The 12,689-nt window shown below is 68.3% G+C and carries 12 protein-coding genes; 6 read left to right on the top strand and 6 right to left on the bottom strand.

The window, feature by feature from the left end; translation table 11 throughout:
- Nucleotides 1-54: 54 nt before the first annotated feature.
- Both ngg and BN4348_RS39765 read right to left on the bottom strand, forming a co-directional pair.
- Complete coding sequence (gene ngg, locus BN4348_RS39770; protein WP_066911932.1) at nucleotides 55-1,845, bottom strand: N-acetylglutaminylglutamine synthetase; 1,791 nt, start codon at nucleotides 1,843-1,845, stop codon at nucleotides 55-57.
- Nucleotides 1,842-3,647 (bottom strand): N-acetylglutaminylglutamine amidotransferase, encoded by a 1,806-nt coding sequence (locus BN4348_RS39765; protein ID WP_066911929.1) that lies wholly within the window; start codon nucleotides 3,645-3,647, stop codon nucleotides 1,842-1,844. The genes ngg and BN4348_RS39765 overlap by 4 nt, the downstream gene beginning before the upstream one ends.
- 217 nt (nucleotides 3,648-3,864) lie before the next feature.
- Here BN4348_RS39765 and BN4348_RS39760 point away from each other — a divergent pair, with 217 nt between their 5' ends.
- Nucleotides 3,865-4,770, top strand: a complete 906-nt coding sequence (locus BN4348_RS39760) for a phosphatidate cytidylyltransferase (protein ID WP_066911926.1) — start codon at nucleotides 3,865-3,867, stop codon at nucleotides 4,768-4,770.
- An 8-nt stretch (nucleotides 4,771-4,778) separates the two neighbouring features.
- Here BN4348_RS39760 and BN4348_RS63075 read toward each other — a convergent pair whose 3' ends face one another.
- On the bottom strand, nucleotides 4,779-5,135 hold the full coding sequence (locus tag BN4348_RS63075) for a lysophospholipid acyltransferase family protein (protein ID WP_456238206.1): 357 nt from the start codon (nucleotides 5,133-5,135) through the stop codon (nucleotides 4,779-4,781).
- Between the two features lie 855 nt (nucleotides 5,136-5,990).
- Here BN4348_RS63075 and BN4348_RS39745 point away from each other — a divergent pair.
- Together BN4348_RS39745 and BN4348_RS39740 are read left to right on the top strand one after the other, a co-directional pair.
- A complete protein-coding gene (locus tag BN4348_RS39745; protein WP_066911924.1) occupies nucleotides 5,991-6,365 on the top strand; it encodes a DUF732 domain-containing protein in 375 nt (124 codons plus the stop codon).
- Nucleotides 6,366-6,442: 77 nt separating this feature from the next.
- Nucleotides 6,443-6,781, top strand: coding sequence for a DUF732 domain-containing protein (locus BN4348_RS39740; protein ID WP_066911922.1), 339 nt, complete (start codon nucleotides 6,443-6,445; stop codon nucleotides 6,779-6,781).
- Between the two features lie 3 nt (nucleotides 6,782-6,784).
- Here the strand turns inward: BN4348_RS39740 and BN4348_RS39735 are convergent, their stop codons facing one another.
- The gene (locus BN4348_RS39735) at nucleotides 6,785-7,816 is read right to left on the bottom strand and encodes an epoxyqueuosine reductase (RefSeq protein WP_066911919.1); all 1,032 of its coding nucleotides are present in this window, start codon (nucleotides 7,814-7,816) and stop codon (nucleotides 6,785-6,787) included.
- Between the two features lie 80 nt (nucleotides 7,817-7,896).
- Here BN4348_RS39735 and BN4348_RS39730 point away from each other — a divergent pair, with 80 nt between their 5' ends.
- Nucleotides 7,897-8,160 (top strand): three-helix bundle dimerization domain-containing protein, encoded by a 264-nt coding sequence (locus BN4348_RS39730; RefSeq protein ID WP_066911913.1) that lies wholly within the window; start codon nucleotides 7,897-7,899, stop codon nucleotides 8,158-8,160.
- A gap of 10 nt (nucleotides 8,161-8,170) precedes the next feature.
- Here BN4348_RS39730 and BN4348_RS39725 read toward each other — a convergent pair whose 3' ends face one another.
- Nucleotides 8,171-10,477 (bottom strand): MMPL family transporter, encoded by a 2,307-nt coding sequence (locus tag BN4348_RS39725; RefSeq protein ID WP_084454100.1) that lies wholly within the window; start codon nucleotides 10,475-10,477, stop codon nucleotides 8,171-8,173.
- Nucleotides 10,478-10,779: 302 nt separating this feature from the next.
- Between BN4348_RS39725 and BN4348_RS39720 the strand changes: the two genes are divergently transcribed.
- Nucleotides 10,780-11,391 (top strand): glycoside hydrolase, encoded by a 612-nt coding sequence (locus BN4348_RS39720; protein WP_066912065.1) that lies wholly within the window; start codon nucleotides 10,780-10,782, stop codon nucleotides 11,389-11,391.
- A gap of 119 nt (nucleotides 11,392-11,510) precedes the next feature.
- Entirely contained in the window at nucleotides 11,511-11,837 is a 327-nt protein-coding gene (locus tag BN4348_RS39715; protein WP_066911910.1) for a hypothetical protein, read from the top strand.
- Here the strand turns inward: BN4348_RS39715 and BN4348_RS39710 are convergent.
- The gene (locus BN4348_RS39710; RefSeq protein WP_066911907.1) at nucleotides 11,821-12,351 is read right to left on the bottom strand and encodes a PE family protein; all 531 of its coding nucleotides are present in this window, start codon (nucleotides 12,349-12,351) and stop codon (nucleotides 11,821-11,823) included. The two genes, BN4348_RS39715 and BN4348_RS39710, sit on opposite strands and share 17 nt — an antisense overlap.
- Nucleotides 12,352-12,689 lie beyond the last annotated feature (338 nt).

The following is a 12,689-nucleotide window of genomic DNA, read 5'->3' as shown; positions in this document are numbered from 1 at the left end:
CTGACTCCTATCCGGGTGAGCAGAGAATTACCCAAACAAGCGGTGGGGCAAGCCTCAATCCCGGTCCGGGCGTGACTCCTCGGGGGTCCAGGCCAGCGGCTGGCCCGGCTGACCCGGGAAAAGGTAGTCGATGAAAGCCGCGGCGGTGGGCTGGGGTTCGTGGTTGGCCAGCCCGGGTCGCTCGTTGGCTTCGATGAAGGCGTATTCGGCGCCGGTGACATCGGGGACGAGCAGGTCGATGCCCGTCACGGGGATGCCGATCGCCTCGGCCGCGGCCACCGCAACGCGGCACAGTTCCTGGTTCACCACGGCGGTGACATCGTGGATGGTGCCGCCCTGATGCAGGTTGGCGGTGCGCCGGACGCGAAGCCGTGTCCCCTGGGGCAGCACGTCATCCAGCGTCCAACCGCCTTCGGCGACCGTCGCCTCGGTGAGGTCGTCGATCGGGATCTTGGACTCCCCACCGGTGGCCGCCGAGCGGCGGCGGCTCTCGGCCGCGATCAGGTCGCGGATGGTGTGCTCCCCCGTGCCGATGATCTCGGGCGGCAGCCGCAGCGCGGCGGCGACCACCCGGCCATCGATCACCACGAGCCGCAGGTCGTCGCCCTGGACCCGCTCCTCGATCAACACCTCCGGGTAGTGCTGCCGCGCCCGCGCCACGGCCGCGGCCAGCTCGTCGGGGCCCTTCTCGGCGGGCACGCCCACAGTGATGCCCTTGCCCTGCTCCCCGCGGGTCGGTTTGACGACGACCTCACCGACCTCCTGCAGGAATGCGTAGTCGCCGTCGTCGAAGGTGGCCAGGCGGGCGCGCGGCACGGTGATACCCGCCTCGGAGACCAGGCGCCGCGTCAACCGCTTGTCATCGCAACGGCACATCGCGACCGCCGAGGTGAACTCGGACAGCGATTCGCGGGTGATCACGCTGCGGCCGCCGTGGGTGAGCCGGATCTCGCCGGCCTCGGCGTCGAGGACCTCGACCCAGATCCCGCGGCGCATCGCCTCGTCGGCGATGATCCGGGCGTAGGGGTTGAGATCCTCGACGGTTTCCGGGGGCGCGGTGAACAGCGGCTCGTTGATCGCGTTCTTCCGCTTGATCGCCAGCACTGGAACGCGGACGAAGCCGAGCTTTTCGTAGAGGCCGATGGCCGCGGCGTTGTCGTGTGCCACCGACAGATCCATGTAGGCGCGCCCGGCCCGCCGGAAATGGTTGGCCAGGGCCCGGGTCAGGGCCTCACCCACCCCGGGCAGCGCCGCGGCGGGGTCGACGGCCAGGGTCCACAGGCTCGAGCCCTCCTCCGGATCGGAGAAGAGCAACTCGTGGTCGACGCCCGTCACCGTGCCCACCACGGCGCCGTCGTCGTCCCGCACGGCGACCAGGTAGGTCACCGCCTCCGCGTTCAGGTGGTTGTCCCAGATCGTCTCGACCGGCGCCGGCACCATGCCGCACCGCACGAACACGCGGTTCATGGCGTCGGCGTCGGCGGGGTCGTTGAGGGTGCGCACCGTCATGCCGACCGGCGAGGGCGCCGAGTCTTCCTCCCCCGGATGAAAGCGCAGCCGATAGGTGTGGCTGGGGTCGATGAACAGCTCGGTCGGCGCCCCGGCGACCACCACGTGGGACTCGCGCGCGTAGATACAGATGTCGCGCCGGCCCGGGACCTCCCGGCGCAGCGTCTCGGCCAGGGTGTCCGCATCCGCGAAGGTCTGGCCGAAAATGAGACGGCCCCAACCCATTTCGAGCTCGACATCCTTGGCCATCGCGTCGACCAGCTCGGGGGGCGAGGCGTCGTGCAGGCCCATCGTGATGGCTTCGGTGTGGTCCTCGGAGGGGTCGACGGCCGTCATGCGGCCTGCCCGGTCACGCCATTGCGCTGCAACCACAGCTCCAGCAGGGCGATCTGCCACAGTTCGTTGGCGCGCAGGGGGGTGAGCTTGCCGTTCGGGTCGGCCAGCAGGGCATCGACCGCTTCGGCGTTGAACAGCCCGCGCTCCTTGGCCACCGGCGCGTACAGGGCGTCGCGCACCAGATCCAGATAGGGCCCCTCGAGGTGGGTCAGCGCCGGAACCGGGAAGTAGCCCTTGGGCCGGTCGATGACCTCTGACGGAATCACCCGCCGCGCAGCCTGTTTGAGGACGCCCTTGCCTTCGTGGGCGATCTTCAACTCGGGGGGGCAGCTCGCCGCCAGCTCGACCAACTCGTGATCGAGGAAGGGAACCCGGCCCTCCAGCCCCCAGGCCATCGTCATGTTGTCGACCCGCTTCACCGGATCGTCGACCAGCATCACCGTCGTATCCAGCCGCAGCGCACGGTCGATGCCGGTCTCGGCGCCGGCGCGGGCGAAGTGCTCGCTGACGAACCGCTCGCTGGGGTCGCCCTGCGCGAAATAGGCCGGTCCCAACAGGTCTCGGACGCCCAGCGAATCGCGATCGAAGAAGGCGCTGCGGTATTCGGCGACCGCCCCGGGCAGCGTCGCGGCCGCCGGCGAACCCATCGGCGGGTACCAGTGGTAGCCCGCGAACACCTCGTCGGCACCCTGACCCGATTGCACCACCTTCACATGGCGTGCGACTTCCTGGCTGAGCAGGTAGAAGGCCACGCAGTCGTGGCTGACCATCGGCTCGCTCATCGCGCCGATCGCCCCGTCGAGCGCGGGCAGCATCCGGTCGGTGCCGATGCGGATCTGATGGTGGTCGGTGTCGAAGCGTCGGGCGATGATGTCCGACCACCGGAACTCGTCGCCCTCGACGCCACCCGCCGAGTCGAAGCCGATGGAGAAGGTCGACAACCCGTGCTGACCGGCCTCGGCGAGCAGCCCGACGATCAGGCTGGAGTCGACGCCACCGGAGAGCAGGCAGCCGACGGGAACGTCGGCGACGAGCCGGCGCTCGACCGCGACCCGCAGCGCGGACAGCACCGCGTCCTCCCAGTCGCGCTCGGACCAGTCGGCACGGTCGTCGCGCCTGCTGAAGTCGGGCGTCCAGTAGGTGGTGGTGGCCCGCCGCCCGTCGGGCTCGATGGCGAGGAGCGAGCCGGGCGGGACCTTGCGCACGCCGCGCAGGATCGTCAGCGGCGCCGGCACCACCGAGTGGAACGTCATGTAGTGGTGCAGGGCGACCGGATCGATGCGGGTGTCCACGCCGCCGCCGGCCAGCAGCGCCGGCAGTGTCGAGGCGAACCGGATCCGGTGGGCGTCCTCGGTCAGGTAGAGCGGTTTGATGCCGAGCCGGTCGCGGCCGAGCAGGACCCGGCCGCTGTCCCTTTCGACGATGGCGAAGGCGAACATCCCGTGCAGGTGGCTGACGAAGTCGTCGCCCCAGCGGTGGTAGGCCTTGAGCAGAACCTCGGTGTCGCTGTGCGAGAAGAAGCGGTAGCCGTGCCCGGTGAGCTCGCGTCGCAGTTCCTGGTAGTTGTAGATGCAGCCGTTCCAGGCGATCGTGAGGCCCAGTTCGGCATCGACCATCGGCTGGGCGCCGGCTTCGGTCAGGTCGATGATTCTGAGGCGGCGATGACCCAGGGCGGCCCGGCCCTGTGACCAGGCCCCCGCCGCGTCCGGCCCCCTTGGTGCCATCACGGCGGCCATCGCCGACACCGCCGCTAGATCGGGGACCCGGCCGTCGAGTCGCACCTCACCGGTGAGTCCACACACTCCTTTGACCCTACCGGGACCCGTTCCGGCGCGTACAGTGCGGCGGCGGCGTTGGGTAGCCAACGGCGACCCAGTTCCTCCGTTTTCGTTTCTTGGATAGGGCCGGACGGCTTATCGTTTCCTGGACCACAGTTTGCTGGGAGGCTGATGTGGACGGGACGCCGTTCGGCCGGTACCGCTTGACCGCTCCGCACCACCGACACGCCTGGCCCCGCTGATGCTCGTCGACTACTACCTGCGGATCCTGCACCTGGATCGGCGGCTGCCGCTCAACTTCGACCTGGGCCCGCTGCACGTGCACCTGCACGCCCGATCGGTGTTCTTCATGTGGGTCACCGTGGTGATCCTGGTGGTCGCCGGAGTCGTGGTGCTGGCGTCGCGCCGGCGTGAGCTGATTCGGCGGTGGACCACGTGGGTGATGATCGCGCCGGTGGTCGGCATTCCCATCTGGATAGGACGGGGCACCACCGCGGTGCTGGCCGCGGCGCTGGCCGTGGTCGCGGTGTTCGAGTACGCGCGCCTGGTGAAACTCGGCAAGGTCGACACCTATCTGCTGCTGGCGCTGGCCGTGCTGTATCCCGCCGCGGCCTGGCTGCACCCACCGCTGTTGCGGCTCGCGCCGATCATCGTGCTGGCGTGCGCGTTGCCCTCGGTGTTCAGCGGCGACGTCGAGCACGGCGGCAGGCGCACCACGTTCACCGCGTTCGGTTCGGTGTGGATCTGCTGGTCGCTGGCGCACCTGGTGACGCTGTGGTCGGACGCGTACCTGGTGTGCTTCGCGGCCGCGGCCACCGACGTCGCGGCCTGGTGCGGCGGGAAAGGGTTGCGTCACTTCCGGTGGGCCCGAAAGGCGTTGTCGCCGTTGAGCCCCAACAAGACGGTCGGCGGGCTGGTCGGCGCGGTCATAGGGGCGTTTCTGGTGCTGACCTTGCTGGGCACGGTCACGATCGGCCTGCTGGTCGCGGTGGCATTCGGCGGCGTTCTCGGGGACCTGGTCGAATCGATGGTGAAGCGGCAGGCCCAGGTCAAAGACGCGGGCACTTGGCTGCCGGGCTTTGGCGGACTGCTGGACCGGATCGACTCGTTACTGCTGGTTCTGCCGCTGGCGTATCTGCTGGGATGACCGGCCGATCAGGCGGCGTGCGCGAGCTCGGGGCGCTTTGCCGGGGAGCCTTCGCGCAATGCCATGACACGCTCCCGCAGCTGGGGCGCCGAGGCGCTGTGCGGGTCGACGGGTGCGCCGATGCGGACCTGCATCGGCGCATGCGAGATGAAGCTGGCGCCCTTGGGCAGCACCGCGGCGGTGCCCAGCACGGCCACCGGGACGACGGGCACGCCGCAGTCGCGCGCTAAGCGCACTGCGCCGGAGCGGAATTCACCGATGCTGCCGTCCGTGGAGCGAGTGCCCTCCGGGTAGATCACGACGGTGCGTCCGGCCTTGAGCGCCGNCCAATGCAGCCCGGGGCCGCGCTGTCGCGCCGCCCACATCGCCAGCCCCGTGAAGGTCAGCAGGTCCGAGGCGCGGTCGCCGATCTCGTTGACGACGAATCCCCATGGCCGACTCACGCCCCGGGCGCGAGCGACCGCGCCGTCCAGATTCGCCCCGGCCAGCCGCAGCGCGAGGAATGGCGCCGCCAGCGGCCACCATCCCAGCGCGACGGTGACACCCGCCGCGCCCGCCGCCGCGACCCCGGCCGCGGTGAACACGTCCGGTGAGATACGCCGGGCCACGGCGACATTCACGATCGGCGTCAACCGGCGGGTGTACCACGGCTTCAGCGCGTAGAGGCCTTGGCATTTCCGGGGAGCACGTTCGACCGATGCCGTGGGCAGCGGGACCACCGCGCCGCTGACGACCTGCAGCCGGGTGAGCGTGGTCGTGTCCGTCGCCGCGAGCGCGCGCGATCCCGTCGCGTAGCAGCCACGGTGGGCGATGCGGGGCTCGCTCACGGTGCTCGGTGCGCCGATGCTCCGCGTGCGCAGCGTCGGCGCGTTGTCGAGGTCGGTGCTCACGGGGTGTTTCCTCTCGGTGGGTGGTCTGTAGTTGTGTGCAAGTCGACACCCCCCGCGCCGCTACCGGTCCCAAGATCTCCGACCGCCGCCGCGCGGTGAGCCGCTCGCCCAGGTAAGAGCCACCGCTCCCCCGCGGTCGGACACTTTCTTGCGAACTTCTCGCGGGCCGGTCGCCGTGACCGGCAGCACCTACGTAACTCCGCACGGCTTGCCGGTTCGTCGCGAAGTTCTTGCGGAATTCTTGCGACCCCTCGGAGAGAGAAAAGACGAGATTTCAGCTACCGTTCAATCAGGTCGTTCTTGACTGGAAGTCGATTTACCGGGAAGGCGATGACCGCGAGGAATATCGGTCGCACCAGGTGGTCGGCGGCGGGCGCAGCCCTGCTGTCCGCGGCCGCCCTGCTTTGCGCGACGCCGGCGTCGGCGGATCCGACCGACGACGCGTTTGTCGCGGCCCTGGCGAAGAACGGGATTCCCCTGTCCGACCGCAATACCGCGGTGTCGCTGGGCCACACCGTGTGCGCCGGCTTCGACAAAGGTGAGCCATCGACCCACGTGGCGCTGGGGATTGCGAGGGAGACCCCCCTGTCGGTGAAACAAGCCGGCTATTTCGTCGGCGTCTCGGTGGCCGCTTACTGCCCTCAATACCGCGGAAACACCGACAACTCCTTCAACTGGGCGGTGCCGTTTCCCCCGATGATGTGAGCCCGGCCGGCGCTTTCGCCTGAGGCGCGGCGGGATTATTTTTAGATCGACGCACTTCGCCCGCTTGAAGGGGAACCATGACCCAATCGAGGGCTGGTCGCGGGACGTGGTCGGCATTTCTTGCCGTGCTGCTGTCGGCCGCGGCCTCACTCGCCGCGGCGCCGGCGTCGGCGGACCAGATCGATGACGCTTTCATCGCGGCGCTGGTAAACCAAGGGCTCCCGGTTCCCGATAACAACGCCGCGATCCAGGAGGGCCGCACCATGTGTGCCCTACTCGACCAAGGCACAACGCGACCCCTGCTGGTGATGAGGCTGATGCGGGACACCAACCTCACGGCAAGGCAGGCCGGCTTTTTCCTCGGCATTTCCGCGTCCGCCTATTGCCCGCAATACCGAGCGACGGTGTCCGGGTAAGTTCTAGCGTCCGCGGACTCCGCCGTCGACGACCTGCACCGGCTTGTGCGGAAAGCGGCGTTCGGCGTGCGCCTTTGCCCGCGAGTTGGGCAGCACGTACAGCGTTTCCTTCTTGTCCTGCAACGGTTTCAACACCAGGTCCATGAACCCCTTGCGGTTCTCCAGGTAGGGTTCGATGACGTCCTCCCCCGCCGGGCACACCGCCAGGCAGTACGCGGCCTTGTAATTGGGTTTGAAGGACAGGCTCTGCCACATCGAGGCGTTCTCCGAATCGCTTACCCGCGAACGGAAATCGGCCGCATCGGCACTGTCGGCGATGGTCTGCACCCAGTCGGTGAAGCCACCCATGAACTCGCGATAATTGTGCACCGAGCAGGAGACGAAGTCGAAATCGCCGTCCTTGCCGATCGCGCCGACCGGACAGGCCGCCACGCACAACTTGCACTCCAGGCACGGGCTGTAGTCGAGCGGCCGGCCGTAGCTGCTGATCGGTGCGTCCACCAAGATCGTGCCGAGCAGGATGAAGTTGCCGAACTTCGGGTGAATCACGTTGCGGTGGATGCCCATAACGCCGAGGCCGGCGGCCACGGCGACGGGCTTGTGCGCCACCACCCAGATCCGGCCGGGGAAGTTGTCCATCTCCATCGGGAAGGTCGCCGACGGGTTGAGCGCCCGATAGCCGGCATCCTGCAGCCGTCGCACGATGCGGTGGGCCGCTTCGTTGAGCAGCTCGCCGCTGCGGTGGAACTCCTGGTTTGCCACGCTGCGCGCCGTCGAGCGCACGTTGTCGCGGTTCATCTTGACGACGAGCGAGATGTAGCTCTTGGTTCCCGGCAGCGCGGCCTCGACGTGCTCGGACTCCGAGGCCAAGTCGGGGTTGTCAATGCTGGCGAACCCGACGTCGTCGACGCCGGCGGCCACGCAGATCTCGCGCAACCGGTCGGCGTCCAGCGGGCCGGGCCGCTGCGTAGTGCGCGCGCGCACCCGTCGCACGGTGGGATGCTCGGCCAGCCGGTCGGGAAGCTTTTGCGCCATGCTGGATATAGTACACAATACTCAGCGATGAGGGCACGGCGCGGGCGGCCTCGCGTTCGTTAACGACGTTTGACTTCCGCATGAACGCATGCGAGCCTGGCGCCGTGATCGAGTTGAGCGAGCAGCAGATCATCGACGGGGTGGCCGATCGATTGACCAGGAAATACCCGAGCTTTTCGGCGAAAACCGTGACCGCGGTCGTGCGCGACGTGCATGCCCGCTTCGACGGCCGGCCGGTGCGGGAGTACGTTCCGCTTCTCGTGGAGCGGTTGGCGGGGCAGGAACTCGAACTGCTGGCCTTGAGGGCCATGCGAATTAAGCTCGAACAAGCCGTCGCCGTTTGATCGCGAGGTGTCAACGGCCCTGCTGCGGCTGAATCTGGACACCGAACAGCACGCGGCGGCTCAGCATCCGCCAATCGGGTTGGGCATCGTCGGGGCCGCGGCTGGCGGTTTCTTGGATCCCGAACCGTTCATGCAGCCGCGCCAACCAATCCGGCGCCCACCAGTTGGCCCGGCCGAGCACATGCATGACCGCCGGCACCAGCAGCATGCGCACCAGCGTGGCGTCGACCAGCACCGCGACCGTGAGCCCGAACCCGAACAGCCGCATCAGCGACACCTGGGCAGCCATCAGCGCCACGAACGAGATCGCCATGATCAGCGCTGCCGCCGTGATCACCCGCCCGGTGTGGGCCACGCCGAGCGCGATGCTCTTGTCGTTCGCGCCCCAGCCCCGGTGCGAGGTCAGCCAGTACTCCCGGATCCGCGCGATCAGGAACACCTCGTAGTCCATCGAAAGCCCAAACGTGATGCAGAACAACAACACTGGCAGGTCCACCCCGATCGTGCCGGTCGCGGCCGTGCCGAGCCCGCCCAGGTGCCCCTGCTGGAACACCCACACCACCGCGCCGAACGCCGCGGCCAGCGACAGGGTGTTCGTCAGCAGCGCCTCGAAGGGCAACACCGCGCTCCCGGTCAGCAAGAACACCAGTACCAGGGTGATCACGGCGATGATTGTGAGCACCAGTGGCAGGCGCGTTGTGATCGCGTGCACGGTGTCGCGATCGCTCTGTGCCGCGCCGGTGAACTGCACCGGTCTGCCCGCGGGGGTGGCGACGGCGTGCAGCCGGTCAAGCTGACTGGCCGACGCGGCGGAATACAGCGGTGCGACAGTGCTCACCGTCAGGAAGGCGCTGCGGTCCTTGAGGGCGGTGGGCCCGGTGGGCGGTCCGGTCGGCCGGCCGCCGACGAACGTGCCGCCCGGCGAGGACACCGATGACACGTCCGGCACCCGCGACAGCGTGGCGGCGTAGGCATCGAGATCGGCCGGGCCGAGACCGGTCGCGGTGGGCAGCACCACGGTGACATCGGGGACCCCGCTGCCGCGGAAGTCGGTGCGCAGCTGGTCGCCGACCTGACGCGCCGAGGCCGAGGTGGGCAGGACCCGGTCGTCGGCAACACCCCACCGCACATCGCGGAAGGGCGAGCCGAGCAACAACAGCAGCGCGACGATGGCGACGACGATCGGCGCCGCGTGGCGCGTAACGGACCTCGTCCAGCGATACCAGAACCACCGCTCGTAGAGCGCGGGCTGGGGTTCCGGCCGCCGCAGGATCCGGCGCAGCAGCCGGCGCGCGTCCAGCGAGTCGAGCCGCTCTCCCAGCAGCACGATCGCCGCCGGCGTCACGACGACCGCCGCGGCCACCGCGAACGCGATCACCGCGACGCCCGCGTAGGCAAACGATTTCAGGAAGTATTGCGGGAACAGCACCATCGTGGCCATCGACAGCGCCACCGTCGTCGCCGAGAACAGCACCGTGCGGCCGGCGGTGGCCATCGCGCGGATCAGCGCCGCATCGCGAGTCTGGCCCTCCGCCAACTCATCCCGGTATCGACTGAGGATCAGCAGCGTGTAGTCGATGGCCAGTGCCGCGCCCATCGCGACCGTCAGATTCAGCGCGAAAATCGACACGTTGGCGAACAGCGAGACCGCGCGCAGCGACGCCATGGCACCGAGAATCGCGAACCCGCCGACGACCACCGGCAGCGCCGCGGCGAACAAGCCCCCGAAAATCCAGACCAGCACCAGAAAACTCAGCGGCAGCGCCAACGACTCCATCACCAGCAGGTCTTTGCGGGTTTGGTCGTCCACCTGCCAGAAGACGGTGGCGTCACCTCCGGCGCGCACCGTGACGCCGTCGCGGTCGTGCACGAGTTCGCGGGACAGGCGCTCGGCAGCTTTCTGGGCGTTGGCCTCGCCGCCGGTGATCGCGGCCATGATCAGTCCCGTCTTGCCGTCCTCGCTGATGAAGGCGCGCGCCGCCGCCGCGGGCAGGGTCCACGCGGATTGCACCTGCCCGACATTCGGCGAATTCTGCAGCCGCTGAACGAGATCGGTGCCTACCGCCCTGGCGCGGGGGTCTTCCGCGCCGCCGCCGGCGGTGACGGTGATCAGCATGACCATGTCCCCCTGGTCGAACTTCTGGGAGAGCAACGCGGACGCCTGCGACGACTCGGAGCCGGGATCGAACCAGCCGCCGGGCAGGAGCGTCTTGCTCACCGGAATACCGAAGATCGCGGTGCCGACCATGACCAGAACCGCCAGGGCGATGACGCGGCGCGGCGCGGCGAGGGCGAGTCGAGCGGATGCGTACAGCACGCTAGTGGGGAACCATTTCGTGTTCGATGAGTTCACCGTAGATGGGCCTGTCCCAAGGCGCACAGCCGGTCTCGGTCCGCGGTGCCGATGGCGTCCGCGTTGTCCGCGGCCACCATCACCAGCCACCCCAGCACGGTCCGTTGTCGGTCTAGCGGGGGGTGGGCAGTCCGCAGGACACCAAACCGCCCGGCCTGGCCGATTCAGCGTTGACGCTCATCCGGACAGGATCCCACCCGACGACTCGATGTAGTAGCCAACCGAAAATGAAAAAGATTGCCACCGGGGTCCCAAACGCCACTAAGCTGCTGGTCGTGGGCAAAGGTGTGTTAGCCATCGGCAGGAGCCGCTGGCTGACATTGGCGGCCTCCCTCGTGGTCTCAGNTGGTATAAGAGACAGCGCCGGCCCGGCGCCGCAGATCGCCACTCCCGCCGAGGTGGAGAAGCTGGCGGCGGGTGCGCCCGCGGCGGCCCAGCAGTTCTTGTTCCCGTTATCGCCCGGCGTGGCGTCCGAGCAGCGGTTGCAGGTCAAGACCATTTGGGCGGCCCGCGCCATCAGCGTGCTGTTTCCGGAGATCACCACGATCTACGGGTACCGGGAGGATCCCCTGCCGTGGCACCCCAATGGCCTGGCGATCGACGTGATGATCCCGAACCATTCCTCCCCCGAGGGCATCCAGCTGGGCAACGAAATCGCCGGGTACGCGCTGGCGAACGCGAAGCGGTGGGGAATCAACCACGTGATCTGGCGGCAGAAGATCTATCCGGGGGTCGGCTCGCCGAGCTGGACCGCGGACTACGGCAACGAAACCCTCAACCACTACGACCACGTCCATATCGCCACCAACGGCGGTGGGTACCCGACCGGGCACGAAACCTATTACATCGGGTCGATGACCCCGGCGCCGTCACAGTGAGGGATTGACGGCGCGCGGCGCCAATCCCGTTCGGCGCCAAGGATCCTCCAAGGCCGCTCCGCCAAACTGCACCTGACCGCCGCGCGGTGCGGCAAAACTCGATGACGAAGTGAGGCGACATGGCACAGGTCACCGACCCGCGTGGCCTGCAGTGGTCGGTGCGCCGGCGCCGGTGGTATTCCCTGTCCGGTTGGGACTTGACCGATCCCGGGGACGGTGGCATAGGCATCTTGGTGGCGATCGCGGTGCTCGTCGGGGCGTGGTGGCCGTTCTGGTTTGTGGCGCACTGGCTCGGTTTGCGGTGGCGGATCGTGATCAAATGCGACGGCGACGAGGTGCACGAAGAATACGTGCGGGGCTGGCGCCGGTCACGGCGACGCATCCGGGAAATCCTGGAATCGGCGACGGCGGGGACGCTGCCGCAATCCCCTACGGCGCCGGCCTAGCTAGCAGGCCCAACAGGCCACCCCTGAGCACCGGGGGCACGGTCAGTTGCCCACCGCCGAGCAATGAGGACAGGGTCGGCACACCACCGGTGACGATCGACGGAACGCCGACGTTCCCGCCGCCCAGGCTGAGGTCGGCGGCCGACGGGGTGGCGCCGGCCGCGCCCTGAACGGACTGCACCAGCAGTCCTTGGGCGGGCGCGGTCATCGCGCCAGTCGCGGCCGCCGCGGCGTTGGCCACCTCGGTGCTCTGGTAGGCGCCCGCTCCCGCCTTGATCAGGCCCACGAATTCCCCGTGAAACTCGTTGGCTTGGGCATTGATCATTTGGAATTCCTGGCCGAAATTGTTGAACATCGCCGCGACCAAGGCGGAAACCTCGTCCCGGGCCGCGGCGGCCACCGCCGTCGTGGGCGCCGCGGCCGATGCGGCGGACCCGGCCAGCAACGAGCGGATACCTGCCAGATTCTGGGCCGCCGCTCCGATTTCGTCCGGAGCGGCCACCAGGTATGACACACGCGCCTCCTGTGGATCGGATGCGACGGTCGCCCGATGACCTAAGCAACATGAGCCTAATAGGAAAACACCGAAAGAGCCATGAAAATTTGGCTTTTCAGCAATTGCCGCGCCCTAAATGAACTTGGCGAATTTCTGCGTCCCACAATAGCCGAAATCCCCAGAACTCGTCGGCGCATCCCTCCTCATTGCGCGGTCCACCCGCCGTCGATCGAATAACTCGCCCCGTGATGGTGCCGGCCACGCCGCTGTTGCTCGACGGCGTCCGGGTCACCGAAACGGATGACGGTCACGTTCGCGCCCTCCGCCGCGAAGGCGCGCACGATGCCCAGACCGAT

Source organism: Mycobacterium interjectum, assembly GCF_900078675.2.
Classification (GTDB): Bacteria; Actinomycetota; Actinomycetes; order Mycobacteriales; family Mycobacteriaceae; genus Mycobacterium; species Mycobacterium interjectum.
Note: the sequence above shows the minus strand (reverse complement) of the source record. Positions and strands in the feature narration are given on the sequence as shown.

Excerpts from the sequence above, each read along its gene's own strand:
- ngg (WP_066911932.1), bottom strand. The coding sequence starts at position 1,845 with ATGACGGCCGTCGACCCCTCCGAGGACCACACCGAAGCCATCACGATG.
- BN4348_RS39760 (WP_066911926.1), top strand. The coding sequence starts at position 3,865 with ATGCTCGTCGACTACTACCTGCGGATCCTGCACCTGGATCGGCGGCTG.
- BN4348_RS39745 (WP_066911924.1), top strand. The coding sequence starts at position 5,991 with ATGACCGCGAGGAATATCGGTCGCACCAGGTGGTCGGCGGCGGGCGCA.
- BN4348_RS39740 (WP_066911922.1), top strand. The coding sequence starts at position 6,443 with ATGACCCAATCGAGGGCTGGTCGCGGGACGTGGTCGGCATTTCTTGCC.
- BN4348_RS39735 (WP_066911919.1), bottom strand. The coding sequence starts at position 7,816 with ATGGCGCAAAAGCTTCCCGACCGGCTGGCCGAGCATCCCACCGTGCGA.
- BN4348_RS39730 (WP_066911913.1), top strand. The coding sequence starts at position 7,897 with ATGAACGCATGCGAGCCTGGCGCCGTGATCGAGTTGAGCGAGCAGCAG.
- BN4348_RS39715 (WP_066911910.1), top strand. The coding sequence starts at position 11,511 with ATGGCACAGGTCACCGACCCGCGTGGCCTGCAGTGGTCGGTGCGCCGG.